We start from the raw sequence: 16893 nt of genomic DNA, 5'->3' as shown, positions 1-16893 counted from the left end.
CAATAGGTTATTAGGCATTCAACTAGCATATAAAAATTTAACGTGGCAAACTTGCTAATACACGACTATTTTTTAGCTTTAGATGACAAATGCACACATTAGCTGATCATTACTTTTCAAGTATTCTTGATTACTTACAAGCGCAAGGCATTAATACTAAAACGGCTTTGCACGCTATTAGCTTTGACGAATTTAGTAATCAGCATACCCATCAATTAGCGCCGCGTATTAGTTTAAATAGTTACAATGCTTTATTAGTTTATGGCAAGAAAACACTTAACGACCCTCTTTTTGGTTTTACCCTAGGTCAGCAAATTCGCACTGCTGACTACGGCGTTTTAGGTTACTTAATTGAATCAAGCGATAACTTAAGTAGTGCCATTAAAGCATTGTTAAGCTACGACAGCTTGGTGGCTGATATTGGTAAGGCCAAGTTTGAACTAAATACTGATACAGCAACTATTCGTTGGATTGCTCATCAAAGTTGTAATGAGCATGTAGTTTTACGAAACATGACCGCGTGGGTAAGTGTAATTCGCCAGTTAATAAACTTAACGCTTTCGCCAAGTAGTATTAGTTTCACTTATAATTGGTTGCCATTGCAAAGACGCGCCCTTGAATCATGGTTTAAATGCCCTGTAAAAAGCAGTGCTGAATATAATCAAATTAGCTTTCCGAGCCATTATTTAACGCTGCCCTTTAAAACCGATAACGCCATTATTAATTCTACTTTTAAGCAATTGTCAGAGCAGCAACTCTCTAATTTTAAAAGCCAGCAGCGTATTGACGATAAAGTTAATCAGTTACTTACAGCTAAAACCACCTTGCAAAACTGTAACCTAATAGGCATAGCTGATGCGCTTAATTTAACACCCCGAACGCTACAACGACGCTTAAAAGAACAAAACTTAACCTTTGCTCAGTTACTTGAAAAAGAACGTAAAAAACGTGCAGGTACATTAATAGCCAGCATGCCACTTGCTGATTTATCTAATATTTTAGGATTTAAAGATCAAAGCTCTTTTAATCGCGCATTTTTACGCTGGCATAAGTGCTCGCCATTAAAATTTACAAAAAACGCTAAATCAAAGTAAGGTGCTAATGCTGTTTATTTACATTAAATAAACATAAAATGTATACCTTTTAAGCAGCACTCTTTACACTAGTGATAATATTATTTAAAAAGATTTGTTTATGTTAGTGCGTGTTGTATTTAGTGCCTGTGTATTTATGTTTTATAGCGCCATATGTAACGCAGACCACGTCACATTTATAGCTGAAGAGCTTCCTCCTTATCACTTTAAAAATCAGCAAGGTGAAGTAAGCGGAGCTTTAGTCGACATTGCCAAAGCAGTTGTGAAGCAAACAAACTTAACCGCTAATTTTGAAATAATGCCTATGGCCCGCGTTTTTAAGGAGCATCAAACAAGTACCAACGCCATAATGTTGTCTTTGTTAAAAACCCCAGAGCGGATTAATAAATATACGTGGTTAGGCGAAGTGTACTTCGCAGATGCCTATTTAATTAGTTTAAAAAACCATGTAGATGAAGTCGTTCACTTAAATTTTGCTAAAGAGTATAAAGTAGCAACCATTCGAGGCTACCTGAGTGAGGCCTACTTAAAGCAAAAAGGCTTTACCGAAAACAAAAACTTGATACTGGTCAGCTACTATAACCAACTTTGGCAAATGCTTTATAAAAACCGTATCGACTTTGTAGTAACTAATACACTTACACTTGATAACGAGTTAAAAAGCCTAGAACTCGATCCTAGCCTAATAACAAAACGAATTCATTTAAGCGATCTGCCCTCTTCACTTAATTTTGCAGCAAGTAACCAACTTAATCCTAAAACAGCTAAAGCACTCTCTGACGCATTAAATAATATTAAAGAAAATGGTGAATACCGTACCATTTTAAACAAGTGGCAACTTTTATTACCAAACACGACTAACTTGCAGCACTAACCATGGTTAAAGCCCGACATTAGTTATTGGCAGTGGTTATTTAGTTATTTGCTAAACGCTGCAAGGCAAACTACAAAATTAATACCCCCCAAAAAAACTACACTTTAGCGCCAAAGGCCACGTTAAACATCATTAGGAGAATAGCCAAGCACATAAAAAATACATACCGCAAACACCTCCATAAAAGCCGTTAAAAAACACCCCAACCAAATTGGTATAACAAAAAATCATTTAAAAAATATTTAATTTTACTAATTGGTAAGTTTTAATTGTTAAATTGGTATGCTAGATTGAGATTAAACGATGCCTGTACCGCACAATTTTTACTTCATCACACAGAGACAATAATGATAAAAAATACATCCACATTTAAACTTACGGCTTTAGCCGTTATCACCCCTTTACTTTTTACCGCTTGTTCAAGTACCCAAAGCACTAATCAGCAAAGCGATGCGCCTGTACCTGCAACAAAGTTTGATTTATCTCACTGGAAAATAAATGTACCAGTTGATTTAAACAACGACGGTAAAATTGATGAAATAGATGTAGAAGAAATTCAGACTTACGCACACCCTGATTTTTTCTATCTTGATGATAAAGGCTACATGGTATTTACCTCCCCTAATAAAGCGCTTACAAGTGCCAATTCTACTAATACCCGTAGTGAACTTAGACAAATGATCCGTGGATCAAATACTAAAATTAAAACTAAACACTCTAAAAACAACTTTGCTTTAGCTGTTCACCCGCTATCTGACCGATTTGGTTCTGTTGGTGGAAAAATGGAAGCAACGTTAAAAGTAGATCACGTTGCACTTCGTGCGACTGATCCTGATAAAAAAGCGGCTTACTCGGTTGTGGTAGGGCAAATTCACGCAGGTAAAGATCAGGCACTTATTGATACCAAGCTTGGTTATGGCTGGGGCAATGAACCACTTAAAATATATTACAAAAAATGGCCAGGACATAAAACAGGCTCAGTTTTTTGGAACTACGAACGTAACTTAGCTAAAACAAATCCTGACCGTACAGACATTACTTACCCTGTTTGGGGTAATACATGGGAAAATCCTAACGAGCCAGGCAGCGCCGGTATTGCACTAGGTGAAGAATTTAGCTACACGGTAAATGTGTATAAAAATGTTATGCACCTTACATTTAGCGCACAAGGCAAAGAAGACGTTAACTACTCTATTAACTTAGGTAATAACGTAGATGCTTATGGCAAAGTAGATGAAAAAGACCATCCACATGGTTACGCTGCAGATTGGCATTACTTTAAAGCCGGCGCTTATAACCAATGTAGTACTAAAAGCGCGAAAGGTATTTGGTACCCTGGTTGTTTAGGTACTGGCGATTGGACTAAAGATAAACAAAATGGCGATTACGCTCAAGTAAGCTTTAGTAAACTAGAGTTGAGCCCTGCGACACCGTCAACAAAATAACTAGGCTAGTATAACCTCAGATAAGTAATTTTTTAGTGATGTAAAAAGTGGCGTTGGTAGATTATTAATATCGCACCAGCGCCACTTTAAACATTTATTAGGCTCTTTAAGCTCAGGCTCTCCGCCCTCAAAATCAGCTTTTACATACAACGTAATATAGTGTTTGTTCTCTGCTGTAAAAATATCATTGGTAAAATCAAGCTTAGTAATTTTACTTACCTTTAAACCTGTTTCTTCAAACACTTCACGTATTGCACATTGCTCAACACTTTCACCAAACTCTAAATGCCCTCCAGGTGTTGCCCATGTATTAGCACCGTGCGCGCCAATGCGCTCACCTAGTAAAATTGTGTTTTTATGCTTTATAATAACCGCAACCCCTACTCTTACTACATTAATCATATCGTCTTTTCTCTTATTTTTACTGCCCGCCATGCTGAACCACACGCTTTGTATTGTCAATTTGGTATTTTTAAAACCAGTATATTGATTAACTTTTAGCCGACCAAGGTCGAATAGCTTGCTTACTAAAAAAAGCCTACATTTTGTAAGGTCTCTCACACACACTAGCCTAGGAGCCTTATATGTCAGGCGAATATCAACAGCAATATAATGCATTTAAACAAAACCCAGCCCAATTTTGGCTCGAACAAAGTAAAAATATTTCATGGTATAAAACTCCCACAAAAGCATACACACAAGACGACGATGGGCTTTATCATTGGTTTAGCGACGGGCAATTAAACACCAGTTTTTTAGCGCTAGACCAGCACGTTATTGCCGGATTTGGCGAGCAAACCGCACTGATTTACGACTCCCCAGTCACTAATACAAAGCAAACTTATAGCTACTCACAACTACAACGAGAAGTTGCTAAATTTGCAGGCGTAATACAATCGTTAGGCGTTACAAAAGGCGACTGCGTTGTTATTTATATGCCAATGATCCCACAAGCTGTTATTGGTATGTTGGCATGCGCTCGCCTTGGTGCTATTCATTCTGTGGTATTTGGTGGGTTTGCTGCACACGAATTGGCTGTACGCATTGATGATGCCAAGCCTAAACTTATACTTAGCGCCTCATGCGGTGTTGAAGTAAGCAGCGTTATTGAATACAAACCACTTATTGATAACGCAATAGACTTAGCTATGCACAAAGTAGAACACTGCGTAATTTATCAGCGTCCACAAGTCAGGGCCACTCTTGAGCCTAAACGAGACATAGATTGGACTCAGGCAATGCAAACCGCTACAAGCGCAGATCCGGTGCCTGTAAATGGTGACGATCCGCTTTATATTTTATATACCTCAGGCACCACAGGCACACCCAAAGGCGTAGTGCGCGAAAATGGCGGTCACGCTGTAGCAATGCAATACAGCATGGAAACCGTTTATGGTATGAAGCCCGGCGACGTATTTTGGGCAGCGTCTGACATTGGCTGGGTAGTTGGGCACTCTTATATAGTTTACGCGCCGCTAATGTATCGCTGCGCGACAGTATTATATGAAGGTAAACCGGTTAAAACGCCCGATGCCAGTGCATTTTGGCGCATGGTTGAAGAATATAAAGTAAATGCATTATTTAGTGCCCCCACCGCATTTAGAGCAATTAAAAAAGAAGACCCAAATGCTGATGGTTTTAATCAATACGATACCTCTAGCTTAAAACGCTTGTTTTTAGCCGGCGAGCGATTAGACCCTCCCACTTACGAGTGGCTTAAAGAAAAAACCAAACTGCCAGTGCTCGATCATTGGTGGCAAACCGAAACCGGCTGGGCTATCGCCTGCAACCCCGTAGGCATTGAAGAATTAGTAACAAAACCAGGCAGCTCAACAGTCCCGACACCTGGCTTTGATGTGCAAATACTAAATATGCATGGCGAGCAATGTGCACCAAACGAGCAAGGTGCTGTAGTAATAAAACTCCCACTGCCGCCAGGGTGCATGCCAACCGTTTGGCAAAATACCCCGCGCTTTAAAGCAGGCTATTTAACGCAGTACTCTGGCTATTATCTTTCAGGCGACGGCGGCTACATAGATGAAGATGGGTACTTATTTATTATGGGACGCACCGATGATGTAATTAACGTAGCAGGCCATAGACTTTCTACCGGTGAAATGGAAGAAATAGTAGCCGCGCACCCTGCTGTTGCTGAGTGCGCCGTGTTTGGGATAACCGACACACTAAAAGGCCAACTACCAATGGCAATGATCGTGCTTAAAAATGACTTTATGGGCTCAAGTACCGATGTAGAGCAAGAACTTATACAAACCGTAAGAAACCAAATAGGCGCTATAGCGTGCCTTAAAACCATTATTAGCGTAGAGCGATTACCCAAAACACGCTCAGGTAAAATACTGCGTAAAAATTTACGCCAACTAATTGATGGCGACAAACTGCAAATTCCTTCAACCATAGACGATGCAGGTATTTTTGAAGAAATAAACCAACAAATTTCACTGCGTTGATCCAACAAGCTCTCATAAAGCCATTTTTAAAAATGGCTTTTTTTTGTATAAAAATAAGATAATTACAAATATTTAAAGTAAAGTATTAATAGCAACTATAATAAAAATATACCCATAACATTTTAGGAACTATGAATGTTTGTTTTAAGTAAAAAGTATCTATCGGCTAAAAATGATAACGAAGAACTTGCAAAAAAAATTGCAGAATTAACTGCGCATAACGAATTCCTAGCACAAGAAAACAAACACTTAGAACAACAATTAAGCTTTACTCAAACCGAAAATGATGAACAGTTTACCGAAAACTTACTTTCAAGTTCTATAGATTGCATAAGCCAAATTGAAGGTGTTCGCCAAACTGTGCTTGAGTCTTACTCAACCATTGAGCAAGAAAGCCAAGTTAGCTATAAAATAAATGACCTTTTAAATAACTCAAACGAATCATTAATGCATATAGCCAGCGAGATGGAACTTATGACCCATAAAATGGGTAGCATGAGTGAAAATATATCTGGCCTTTCAAGCCTTGCAGGTAGTATAAACACCTTTGTATCGACCATTTCAAAAATATCTGATCAAACAAATTTATTAGCATTAAATGCAGCCATTGAGGCCGCTCGAGCAGGCGAAGCTGGTAGAGGCTTTAGCGTGGTAGCTGATGAAGTAAGAGTACTGGCAACTAACACTAATAAATCAGCTCAAGAGGTTGCAGATCTTGTTAAAGAAATAATAGAAAAAACAGATGTAACCGTTAATTCAGCCGACGATATACAAAAAAACAATGCACAGCTTTCAAGTAATTTTGAATCACTAAATAGCGATTACGCATCCATTATTAGTTTTTGCACAAACATGAAGAACACTATATCGCAGGCTTCTATTCGCTCATTTATTCAAACCGTTAAGTTAGATCATATTGTATGGAAAGGTGAGGTTTATGCGGTTGCTAATGGCAAAAGCAATAAATCGGTAGACGATTTCACCAATCACACAATGTGCCGCTTAGGTAAGTGGTATAAGTCTGATGACTCTAATGAATACAAATCGTTAAATGCATTCAAACAAATAGATAAACCGCATAGCGAAGTACATAAAAACGGCGTACAAGCGCTACAACTAATTAAGCAAGGCAAAAAAGTAGAAGCAGTTAAACATATACACTTAATGGAATCAGCCAGTGAGCAAGTAATACATTTACTCGATCAGCTAGTTCGTTAAAACCATTAACGGGTTAAGTTAGTCTTAACCCGCAATCTTTCCTATAAAAATTGAAATTTTTTACTTATTGGCACTTTCTTACTTAACTAACCTATAAAAAACGTTAAACAGGAATGTGCATGTCTCGCTTATTACAAACACTAATCGCTACCAGCCTATTACTTATTGGTTTTATGGCTCAAAGTTACGAAATTGAAGACTTAGGCGACGGCCTCCACCGCTTTATAGATGACAGACATCGCTCAGTATTTTTAATCACTCCTGAGGGCGCAGTTGTTACCGACCCGCTTAATAAAAAAGCAGCCACCTGGTTAAACGAGCAAATTAAAACTCGCTTTAACGTACCGGTAAAATACGTAATTTATAGCCATAATCACAGCGATCATATTTACGGCGCCGAGGTATTTAAAAGCCCGCACACCACTTTTGTAGCACATAAACTTACCGCGCAAGATATTAAAAACACACAAATGAAAACGGTCATGCCCACTCTTACCTTTGATGATGAGCTGACTCTTAATTTAGGTGGTTCAACGGTAAAGCTAAATTACCATGGTCCAAACGATGGGCGAGGTTCGGTTAGTATATTATTCGAAAAGCAAAAAACGTTGTTTGTAGTTGATTGGATTGTTATTGGCAGAATGCCGTGGCAAAAGCTGTGGAGTTACGATATTCAGGGCATGATTAACTCAACCCAAGCGGTACTCAAATATGATTTTGATACTTTTGTTGGCGGACATGCCGACATTGGCAACAAAGCTGACGTAACACGTTACTTAAGTTATATAGAGCAACTTTACAGCCAAGTAACCGCAGGCGCACTTGCAGGGCAAAGCCTTGATGAAATAAAGAAAAATATAAAGTTAGATCAATTTAGTGACCTTAAACAGTTTGATGCATGGTTACCACTTAACATAGAAGGCGTGTACGAGCGTTTAATGGAAGAATCTGGTATGGGCTGGCGCAGCGATTTATAGGTTTTTTAGACCTTACTTTTTTGTGCAAATCTAATATTCAAATACAAAGGCATTAGCTTTAAATGCGCTATTGCCTTAGTGAACATTAGCAACATTTACACTCCACTTACGTTTATTGACAGCACTATACAAAAAAAGGTTTATCTTAAAGCTTATACAAAGCAAAGAGGATAAATACCTATGAACTTATCTTTAAAAATTATTAGCGTAGCAGCAATAGCATTTACCATGAGTGGTTGCACTGTATATCAACATAGTCCCAGTGCGCATAAACCACATAAAAAAGTCGTTAAAGTGGTTACTCCTGTTTTAGTAACTGAGCACAACTCTCCAAGTATTATGGTCGTAAAAGCCAAGCCCACAAAAGAGGTCTGCACTAAACACGATAATCATTGGCATTGTAAGGCTCGATAATCAACGCTTTGCTTAAGTAAAGAAGTAAATTGCCCTTTTATTAATACAGAGTTGAGTGATATTGGCAGCGCTAACGTTGCTAATATTCATTGCGCCTAGTTCATTTACACAAACCCACGCTTTGGGAATAACCATGCTTTATAGGCTGGTTAGGTATTTTAAAATTGATTTGGCTTACCAAGCATTCATAGGTATTTTTAAAGGTACTTGGCTACCATCTTCATTCTCTAAAAGTAATTGTAAAATCTCTCCAGATTCCTTGCGCATTAACTCTTTTGCTTCATTAGCAGGGCAACCTGGGATTTTACAATTTTCTATAGAAATTATTTTCTGCCCAGCAACAATCCCTGCTTTTTCAGCGGGTGAATTAGGTTCTACTTTTTCAATAACAAATGACGTTATCGTCGGGCTAAAAAAACCATCAGATCCAACGTTCCCTAAAACTCCAAGTTTAACCTTCTCTGCAGCCAAGGCGTTGAAAGAAGTAATTGAGATTAAAATAATTATGAATTTGAACATATGAATTAACACTCCATGTAAGTCTATCGTTAATACTCTTTACTATTTATAGCTTTAACAAATTGCTTAAGATATTACTATCACTAAGTTTTTATATTCTCAGCGTTAAATTAAATATTTTTGAGTATAAAAAACCGCGCTAAAGCTCTTTTAAAAGTGCCTTAGCTCGGTTTTTAGACTTCAAATCTAAGTACTAAAAAGCGTATTAACTAAAATCGACCACCACTTCATAACGCCCAGGCATGTCGTTTACTTCGTATACCCAACCGTGTTGTTTTATTATTTTTTCGCTTAACTCTAATCCTAAACCGTAGCCAATATTGGCGGGCTTGTTTGTGTTATTAGTCGCGTGTAGCGTATCAGTTTGTTCGCTGCTATTTACTATAATCACACGGCTACCCTGCTGAGCAATTCGCACTTGTCCTTGTTGCGTATGCTGATACGCATTACGTATTAAGTTAGTAAGCACAATGTGGCATGCGGTGGCTTCGGTATTAATAGTTGTACTTTGGTTATCGGTATTTATAAGTACATCAACTTGTTTTGAATTGAGTAAATAATCAAGTTCGTTACTCAAGGTCGTTATTTTTTCGGCTAGGTTTACAGGCTCTGTTGCACTTTGCTGGTCGTCATTTCGGCTAAGCCACAATAACGTCTCGGTTAAATCGCTCATGGTTAAACCGGCGCGCTCTATTCGCTGCAATGTAAGGTGTTGTTTATCGCTTAAAGGCGCTTTTTCGCTTAAACGGTTAAGTAACTCAACGTTGCTGCGAATAACCGAAATTGGCGTACGTAACTCGTGGCTCGCATAACTTAAAAAGCGCTGTTCTCGCTCAAGGCTGTCGTGAGCAGAAAGCAAGCTACTGCGAATTAGCGTTGCCAAGGTATTTAGTTCGTTATAGGTAAAATCGGGTGGCGTGTTTTGTAAGTTCTTTTGATTTAACGACTTAGCCCAACCACGTAGCGATTCAACTGGCTTGGCTATTTTTTTCATTACCATAAACAAAAAGAAGGTAAATAAAGCAATTGCTGTAACCCCCGTTAATGCTATCCATACCAACTTTTTTATAGGTTTATCGGGGGAGGCTTGTTTTTTAAGGCGCTCTTTTTCAAGCATAATGCGTGATACGTAGCGGGGCTCCCCTGCAGGGTTTTGAAAATACGCTACAAAATACAGGTCTTCGGGCATTGAAAAAAACGATGATTTTACTTTGCTTTTTTGCAGCACGCCTATATCAGTAGGCTTTGTAAAGCGTTGCTGTATTTCGTTTGGCATGTCTTCCCAGCGACTCGCTATTTTAAAGCCAATCATTTCTGTAGGTTGTCCGTTTTTAACCTCAGTAGATTGCGAAAGCGCATGCATTACGCCATTTAACCCTCGGTCTAAGCCATCAATAAAATAATTAACACTTAAAAACGAAAAGCCAGTTGCCATTAATGAACTTAAAAGCACCATGGTCGCAAAAAAATACAACCTCAGGCTGGGTCTAATTTTCATGCTTGTGTCTCATTTTTTAATTTTAGCCCAAACCCTACACTCGGTATTGTTTCCAGTACGGCTTGGCAATGCGCTTGCTCTAGCTGTTTACGCAAATGATGAATATGCACTTTTAAGCTATTGCTGTCTGGCTGATCGTCTCCCCATATTGCTTGCATAATTACTTGCCGGGTTACCGGCTTTTGTTGTTCCCTAACAAGCACTTCTAATAACTTAAAAGTAATGGGTGATAACTTTAAACTGTACGCTGCCACTGTTGCTGTATGCGCGGTTAAATTAAGTGTTAAGTTAGCAAACGTAAGTCGCTTTACCTCACCACTTTTACGCTTTGCTAATACTTGAACCCGCGCTACTAGCTCTTTCATGGCAAATGGTTTTACTAAATAGTCGTCACTACCGGCTGCAAACCCCTCAAGTTTATTGTCGAGGCTATCGCGCGCTGTCAGCATTAATACGGGTATATCAATGCCTCGCTCACGCAATGTTTTACACATGGTTAAACCGTCCATTTTAGGCATATTTACATCTAATATAATCATTTGATATGGATTACGTTCTATTAAATTTAAACCCATTACGCCATTGCTTGCATGGTCACACTCTATTGACTCAATCTCGAGATAATCAACAATGGTGGTTGCCAAGTCTATGTCGTCTTCAACCAGTAGTACGTTTATCATTAAGAGGCTGTTTCCTGCGTTTTATTTTTAGCACCTAGCGATTTTAGCACAGCATCAATACCGCGTTTAGCATCGGTTTGAATCATCAGTAATGCCGGTATAAGCATTAAGGTAATAACCGTGGCAAACAAAATACCGTAGCCAAGTGATGCTGCGGCAGGAATTAAAAACTGTGCCTGCATTGAGGTTTCGCTAAGTAGCGGCACTAAGCCTGCGTACGTCGTAATTGAGGTAAGTAATACCGCACGCAAACGACTCGTACATGATTCAACTATGGCATCGTGCGTGCTCATGTCCTCTTCTTTCACTAGTTCGTTAAAGCGCGAAACAAGTAATAGGCTGTCGTTTACCACTACCCCACTGAGCGCCAAAATACCATTTAACGACAATATACTAATGGTTAAGTCGTTCCACCAATGCCCTAAAATAGCGCCCACAATACCAAATGGAATTGCCACCATAATCAACATAGGTTGAATGTACGATTTAAGCGGAATAGCCAGCAACACGTAAATCACTAATAAAGCCGCTATAAACATTGTGCTCATTGAGCCTGTGGTTTCGCTTTGTTGCTCTGCCTCACCCGCAAAATACACGCTTAAATTAGGAAATTGCTGAGTTAATTCCGGAATTAAGTCGCGCTTTAGGTTAGCAACTAACTCATTTGAAGCAATCACGTTTTTATCTACTTGTGCACTTAAGTAAATTGCGCGAAGTCCATCAATACGAGTTATTTCATCTTGCTGATATTCACTGCTAATTGTGGCTACGTTTACTAGCGGTACAACAGTGCCATCGGGCAGGCGAATACGCGACTGCATTATATCGGCTGGCGTTTTACGAGCATTTTCTGGGTAGCGTACACGTACTTTTACTTCGTCTTTATCGCGTTGATAGCGCTGTACAACTGCACCACCAAAGGCTTGCAGCACTTGCTTTGATAAACTGGCTGTATCCATGCCAAGCGCGCGCCCTTGTGCATTTAGGGTAAATTTAAGCTGTGGTTGCCCTGGGTTTAAGTTGTCGTCTATTCCGTTAACGCCTGCGGTATTTTGTAAGCGCTCTTTAAATAATGCGCCCGCTGCCATTACGGTTTCGTCGTCCCACGCTTTAAGCTCAACTTTAAAGTTATCAACCATTTTACGCGTGGCTAATATTTGTAGCTTTTTACTGCCCTCTGGACTGCCTGCTAAACTCTGCCATTCTTGAGCAAATTCGCTTGCTGTAAAAGCGCCTTCGTTTAATAGCTCCACGCTTACTTCACCGCTTGTGTCGCTACTACTAACAACTTGTAGGCTGGTTATTTCACTTTTATCTGAATTAAACTTAGCCATTAAGTTTTGCTCAGCTTGTAATGCACTTTGCTCAAGCGTTAGTAAGTTTGTGTTTGTTTGCCCATAAGCGGCGTCGTTTTGCATAACTAAATCGGCGGTTACGGTGTCGCCTGCAATACTTGGGAAAAAACCAACTTTTACTGTGCCTGTCATTGGCATGCCAATAACCAGTATAAAAAAGGCGATAAACGCAGCCACTACGGCGTATCTAAAGCGCAGTGAAAATTCAATAACCTTGCAGTAAATGTTTTTACTAAACCAGTTTAAGCCGCTATCGGCGCCATGTTGTATTTTTGACCACAGACCTCCTAAGCCTTTTTTAACTTGGCGCTTAGTACTTACGTGGGCTAAATGCGAGGGTAAAATAAGTTTTGATTCAACAACCGAAAGCAGTAAACAAATAGTTACTACGGTAGCGAATTGAGAGTAAATTTTACCTAAGTTACCTGATACATTCGAAAGCGCCACAAACGCGGCAACGGTGGTTAACACCCCAAATATTGTTGGCACGGCAACCTTCATAGTACCTAAAACCGTGTTATTTAATGTATCGCCATGCTTTTTACGTGTGGTGTAAATACTCTCGCCTACAACAACGGCATCGTCTACCACTATGCCCAGCGCCATAATAAAGCCAAAGGTAGTCATTTCGTTTATGGTCAGTGCGGTGTAACCATCGGTCATAAAATAAAGGGTGCCAAAAAATACAAATGGCAAGCCACCAGCAACCCACAGCGCTACGCGTACGTTTAAAAATATGGCAAGTATTACAAACACCATAATAATACCGGTCACGGCATTTTTAGTAAGTAGCGATAAACGCTCAGTGATCATGGTGCTTTTGTCGTGCCAGCTTTCAAGCTCTACGTTTTGAGGTAATAAACCACTTTCGTGCCAGTTATCTATTACACTATTAGCTTGCTCAACAATGGTGGTTATATCGCTGTTATCGCCCATTAAAATTTCAACGCCTACGGCATTTTGTTGGTTATAACGGCTTAATGAGTTGCTATCTTCAGCAAATGTGTCGGTAACATTTGCTACGTCACCTAATTTAATTTGTGTGCCTGACGCAGTAGTTAGCAATACAATATTGGCGAAGTCGCGTTGCCAGTAGGCTTGATCGGCGGCTTTTAGGCGCATAATTTTACTGCTGTCGCGCAAACTAGTCGAAAGTGGGCTTGATGACTCGTTGTTAATGACCTCGCTTATATCGCTAATAGTTAAACCATAGGCTTGGAGTTTACCTTCGTCGATTTCTATGGACATCATTGGGTCGAGCACACCCGATTGCGCTACGTCGCTAATGCCTGATTGCGCTAATAAATCGGCTTTAAGTTTTTCGCCCAGGTTTTGTAATGTATGGCGATCGGCATCTCCAAAAAGTTGCAGCGTTAATGCATGATCTTGCCTACGGGCTTTATCAATAACAGGTTGCTCGGCATCTGCCGGAAAGTTATTAATAGCGTCAACTTGGTTTTTAACGTCAACAAGTAACTCATCAAGTGAGTAATCAGTACTTTTTTCAATGCTTACATGACTGCCGCTAGCATCGGACGTAGAGGTAATACGTTTAATACCTGATACGGTTTCGAGTGCTTCTTCAATTTTTAACGCTATTCCTTCTTCGGCTTGCAATGCATCGCCACTATCGTAAACCACCGATACCGAAATAATATCTGGCTCTAAACTCGGAAATGCCTCTTTACGTAAAGTAGAAAGCGACATAACCCCCATTACAATCACACTTATTAACAATAAGTTCGCGGCAACAGAGTTATTTGCAAACCAGTTAATAATACCGTGCAGCGGATTATTATTACTGGGTAATTGAGGTGCTTGATGAGGGCTCATTATTGTACCTCCTCAATAATTGGATTTACTTTCATATCACTTAGGTAACTTACTAATGGGCGGGTTACTACTTTTGAAGTACTTTGCCCTGCAACTGGCGAGATATATACGTAATCACCACGCTCAAATACTTTATTGGCTTGTATGCTTACTAAGTTGTTTTGATCATTTACGTACCAAATTGAACCATCTTGAGATACGGCAGAAGCAGGTAATTTAATTACATTACTTAATTGCTTGCCGGCAATTTCTACTGCTAAAAAGGTGCCAGGCAATAACGGTATTGCTTGCTCAAACGGTTTGTCTAGGGCAACAATTACACTGCGTTGACGCGAACTGTCATCAAGGTGTTGCTCAAAACGTGCAATATAACCATTCCATTTAGTATTGGTGGTTACATCACTTAAAATAACCTCGCCTGATTTATTATTTGCTAGATTTTGCCACTGGCTTAATGAAAGCGGCACGGTTATTTCTATTTTATCGGTACTGTTTAGCGTGGCAAGCGTATCGCCAATACTTACATAAGTGCCTAAATCTATATCGCGCGATAAAATAACAGCGTCAAATGGTGCACTTAACTGGGTATTATTTACATCACGCTGTGCGGTTTGCAAAGTATACTTTGCGTTATCGAGCGTAGCTTGCGCGGCTTCTAGTTGTAGCGTTCTAAATACAAGCGGCGAGCTTGGTGCTTGCGTAACGCCTGAGCGATCCCATTCACGCTTTGCTTGATTACCTAAATCTTGCTCTTCTTGAAGGGCTAGTTTTGCATCCGCCAATGTTGCTTTTGCGCTAGCTAGGGCTTGTAAATATTCGGTGTCATCAATTTGGGCAAGCACTTGCCCTTTAGTTATTAAATTACCGGTAGCAAATTGCTTGCTCATACTGGTTACTTCGCCCTTAACTTGCGCTTTTAAACTAAGTGCCCAGTGCGCTTTAGCTTCACCATGGCCGCTAACATAAGCCTGATAAGTACTAGGAATGGCGTTAATTATTGATACATTAGGTGTGCTAATTTTTGAGACTTGAGGCTTTGGTGCGTTAGCATTTTGCGCCATTTTTTGGCCGTTATACGCAATAGCAAGCCCTATACATACAATAGCAACAAGGGTTACAACAACGGGTGTTGGCGAAATTTTCATGACGATACTCCAAGGCCCAAAGCAAGGCCTAAATCTATGCGGTTAGTTAAAAGGGTGTAGTTTATTTGGCTAAGCTGGGCTTGCAGGTCGTATACTTTTTGTTGCACTGTTAGCAAATCTAAAATATCAACCAAACCTTGTTGATACTTACTTTGATAGTTACTAAAGCTGCGTTTAGCGCTGTCGAGTGCGTTGCTAATTTGCAGTTGCTGCTCGGTTAATGATTGCTCCTGCCCGAGTGCATTTTCAACTTCGTTTACCGCACTTAGCAGCGTATCTTGGTACTCCCAAAACGCTTGCTCGGCATTTAATTTTGCAATATCAACTTGCGCACGCAGTGCTCCACCTTCAAACAAAGGGGCACTTAAACTGCCTAATAAACTCCACACTGGACTGGTTAATAATGCTTGGCTTGGCGTGCTTGCTAAATCACTCAGTGATGCCGAAAGCGAAATACTCGGTAGTAGCTCTTTGTACGATACATCAACCAAGTAATGCTTTGCCTGAATGTTGTAATAGGCACTTTGTAAGTCAGGTCGACGCGCTAAATCTTGCTCTGGTAATGTACTTAATGGCTCAATAACGCTTGGTAGGGTTAATGTACTTGGCAAGTTTTGAAGCTTATCAGTGCCTACAATTAGCATTAAAGCACGCTTTGCTTTTGCTATTTGCTCTTGATAATCGGCAATGGTTGCGCGAGTAGATGCAGTGCTAGTACGGGCGGTATCAAGCGCTTCTAAATCACCTAATCCATATTGGTAGCGCTCTACAATACTTTGCTCATTATTTTGTAAAACAACTAAACGTTGCTGCTCTGTATCGAGCAAGTTTTGCTGCAAAATAATATTCAAATAAGTACGAATAACACTCGCTACTAATGTATCTTTAGCGCCTTGATAAGTAGCTTGGTTACTAGCAATAGTCATATCTTGCGCGGCTACGTTGTCAGCAATTTTTTGCCATATATCGGCTTCCCAACTTATACCTACTGATGAGCTATATTGCGTACCTTCGGTTTCACTGCGCTGCGCGTCAAATCCTGCATCTACACTAAACCACTGACTTGCAGCGGTTACATCACGCTGCGCATAAGCTAGTTTTAATGCAACATGCACTTGATTAAACGATGGGTTATAAGTAACAGCTTGCTCAATAAGCGAATCAAGCCCTTCTATATTCACCAAATCGGTAATGTAATTTACTTGCTGTGCGTTACTTTGCGTGTACTGCCAGTTTGCATGTTGCTTTAGCGACTGCTCAGTACTATTACCTTGATAGCTTGACTGACTGCTACATGCAGCAAGTGTGCAACTAAGTGCAAGTAAAAAACCGGTTGAGTGCTTTTTAAAATAAACCATTTAACTATGCCTAAT

14 protein-coding genes are annotated in these 16893 nt (G+C 39.8%); 7 read left to right on the top strand and 7 right to left on the bottom strand.

What is annotated here, in order from left to right; translation table 11 throughout:
• Positions 1 to 89 precede the first annotated feature (89 nt).
• The 3 genes from BW142_RS14350 to BW142_RS14340 all read left to right on the top strand — a co-directional run bounded on the left by BW142_RS14350 (position 90) and on the right by BW142_RS14340 (position 3413).
• Positions 90 to 1094 carry an AraC family transcriptional regulator gene (locus BW142_RS14350; protein ID WP_076925292.1) on the top strand — a complete coding sequence of 335 codons (1005 nt, stop codon included), beginning with the start codon at positions 90 to 92 and terminating at the stop codon, positions 1092 to 1094.
• Between the two features lie 100 nt (positions 1095 to 1194).
• Complete coding sequence (locus BW142_RS14345) at positions 1195 to 1968, top strand: transporter substrate-binding domain-containing protein (RefSeq protein ID WP_076925291.1); 774 nt, start codon at positions 1195 to 1197, stop codon at positions 1966 to 1968.
• A gap of 347 nt (positions 1969 to 2315) precedes the next feature.
• A complete protein-coding gene (locus tag BW142_RS14340; protein WP_076925290.1) occupies positions 2316 to 3413 on the top strand; it encodes a polysaccharide lyase family 7 protein in 1098 nt (365 codons plus the stop codon).
• Here the strand turns inward: BW142_RS14340 and BW142_RS14335 are convergent, their stop codons facing one another.
• On the bottom strand, positions 3414 to 3815 hold the full coding sequence (locus BW142_RS14335) for an NUDIX hydrolase (RefSeq protein ID WP_076925327.1): 402 nt from the start codon (positions 3813 to 3815) through the stop codon (positions 3414 to 3416).
• 182 nt (positions 3816 to 3997) lie between these two features.
• Here BW142_RS14335 and BW142_RS14330 point away from each other — a divergent pair, with 182 nt between their 5' ends.
• From BW142_RS14330 to BW142_RS14315, 4 genes are all read left to right on the top strand, one after another.
• Positions 3998 to 5881 carry a propionyl-CoA synthetase gene (locus BW142_RS14330; RefSeq protein ID WP_076925289.1) on the top strand — a complete coding sequence of 628 codons (1884 nt, stop codon included), beginning with the start codon at positions 3998 to 4000 and terminating at the stop codon, positions 5879 to 5881.
• A gap of 135 nt (positions 5882 to 6016) precedes the next feature.
• On the top strand, positions 6017 to 7099 hold the full coding sequence (locus tag BW142_RS14325) for a methyl-accepting chemotaxis protein (protein WP_076925288.1): 1083 nt from the start codon (positions 6017 to 6019) through the stop codon (positions 7097 to 7099).
• Positions 7100 to 7218: 119 nt separating this feature from the next.
• A complete protein-coding gene (locus tag BW142_RS14320) occupies positions 7219 to 8076 on the top strand; it encodes an MBL fold metallo-hydrolase (protein WP_076925287.1) in 858 nt (285 codons plus the stop codon).
• 180 nt (positions 8077 to 8256) lie between these two features.
• Positions 8257 to 8490, top strand: a complete 234-nt coding sequence (locus BW142_RS14315) for a hypothetical protein (protein ID WP_076925286.1) — start codon at positions 8257 to 8259, stop codon at positions 8488 to 8490.
• A 174-nt stretch (positions 8491 to 8664) separates the two neighbouring features.
• Here the strand turns inward: BW142_RS14315 and BW142_RS14310 are convergent, their stop codons facing one another.
• From BW142_RS14310 to BW142_RS14285, 6 genes are all read right to left on the bottom strand, one after another.
• Entirely contained in the window at positions 8665 to 9009 is a 345-nt protein-coding gene (locus BW142_RS14310) for a PDZ domain-containing protein (protein WP_076925285.1), read from the bottom strand.
• A 205-nt stretch (positions 9010 to 9214) separates the two neighbouring features.
• On the bottom strand, positions 9215 to 10507 hold the full coding sequence (locus BW142_RS14305; RefSeq protein WP_076925284.1) for a HAMP domain-containing sensor histidine kinase: 1293 nt from the start codon (positions 10505 to 10507) through the stop codon (positions 9215 to 9217).
• Entirely contained in the window at positions 10504 to 11187 is a 684-nt protein-coding gene (locus BW142_RS14300) for a response regulator transcription factor (protein WP_076925283.1), read from the bottom strand. The genes BW142_RS14305 and BW142_RS14300 overlap by 4 nt, the downstream gene beginning before the upstream one ends.
• Positions 11187 to 14375: an efflux RND transporter permease subunit gene (locus BW142_RS14295; RefSeq protein WP_076925282.1), complete on the bottom strand. Its 3189-nt coding sequence runs from the start codon at positions 14373 to 14375 to the stop codon at positions 11187 to 11189. Before BW142_RS14295 ends, BW142_RS14300 begins: the two co-directional genes overlap by 1 nt.
• Entirely contained in the window at positions 14375 to 15520 is a 1146-nt protein-coding gene (locus BW142_RS14290) for an efflux RND transporter periplasmic adaptor subunit (protein ID WP_076925281.1), read from the bottom strand. The genes BW142_RS14295 and BW142_RS14290 overlap by 1 nt, the downstream gene beginning before the upstream one ends.
• Positions 15517 to 16878: a TolC family protein gene (locus tag BW142_RS14285; RefSeq protein WP_076925280.1), complete on the bottom strand. Its 1362-nt coding sequence runs from the start codon at positions 16876 to 16878 to the stop codon at positions 15517 to 15519. Before BW142_RS14285 ends, BW142_RS14290 begins: the two co-directional genes overlap by 4 nt.
• Positions 16879 to 16893 lie beyond the last annotated feature (15 nt).

The sequence above is a fragment of the Pseudoalteromonas sp. EB27 genome (genome assembly GCF_001974875.1).
Lineage (GTDB): Bacteria > Pseudomonadota > Gammaproteobacteria > Enterobacterales > Alteromonadaceae > Pseudoalteromonas.
Note: the sequence above shows the minus strand (reverse complement) of the source record. Positions and strands in the feature narration are given on the sequence as shown.

What these genes read in the sequence shown, in the direction of transcription:
- BW142_RS14345 (WP_076925291.1), top strand. Translation starts at nt 1,195, where the DNA reads ATGTTAGTGCGTGTTGTATTTAGTGCCTGTGTATTTATGTTTTATAGC.
- BW142_RS14310 (WP_076925285.1), bottom strand. Translation starts at nt 9,009, where the DNA reads ATGTTCAAATTCATAATTATTTTAATCTCAATTACTTCTTTCAACGCC.
- BW142_RS14285 (WP_076925280.1), bottom strand. Translation starts at nt 16,878, where the DNA reads ATGGTTTATTTTAAAAAGCACTCAACCGGTTTTTTACTTGCACTTAGT.
- BW142_RS14300 (WP_076925283.1), bottom strand. Translation starts at nt 11,187, where the DNA reads ATGATAAACGTACTACTGGTTGAAGACGACATAGACTTGGCAACCACC.
- BW142_RS14350 (WP_076925292.1), top strand. Translation starts at nt 90, where the DNA reads ATGCACACATTAGCTGATCATTACTTTTCAAGTATTCTTGATTACTTA.
- BW142_RS14335 (WP_076925327.1), bottom strand. Translation starts at nt 3,815, where the DNA reads ATGATTAATGTAGTAAGAGTAGGGGTTGCGGTTATTATAAAGCATAAA.
- BW142_RS14290 (WP_076925281.1), bottom strand. Translation starts at nt 15,520, where the DNA reads ATGAAAATTTCGCCAACACCCGTTGTTGTAACCCTTGTTGCTATTGTA.
- BW142_RS14340 (WP_076925290.1), top strand. Translation starts at nt 2,316, where the DNA reads ATGATAAAAAATACATCCACATTTAAACTTACGGCTTTAGCCGTTATC.
- BW142_RS14330 (WP_076925289.1), top strand. Translation starts at nt 3,998, where the DNA reads ATGTCAGGCGAATATCAACAGCAATATAATGCATTTAAACAAAACCCA.
- BW142_RS14325 (WP_076925288.1), top strand. Translation starts at nt 6,017, where the DNA reads ATGTTTGTTTTAAGTAAAAAGTATCTATCGGCTAAAAATGATAACGAA.
- BW142_RS14320 (WP_076925287.1), top strand. Translation starts at nt 7,219, where the DNA reads ATGTCTCGCTTATTACAAACACTAATCGCTACCAGCCTATTACTTATT.
- BW142_RS14315 (WP_076925286.1), top strand. Translation starts at nt 8,257, where the DNA reads ATGAACTTATCTTTAAAAATTATTAGCGTAGCAGCAATAGCATTTACC.
- BW142_RS14305 (WP_076925284.1), bottom strand. Translation starts at nt 10,507, where the DNA reads ATGAAAATTAGACCCAGCCTGAGGTTGTATTTTTTTGCGACCATGGTG.
- BW142_RS14295 (WP_076925282.1), bottom strand. Translation starts at nt 14,375, where the DNA reads ATGAGCCCTCATCAAGCACCTCAATTACCCAGTAATAATAATCCGCTG.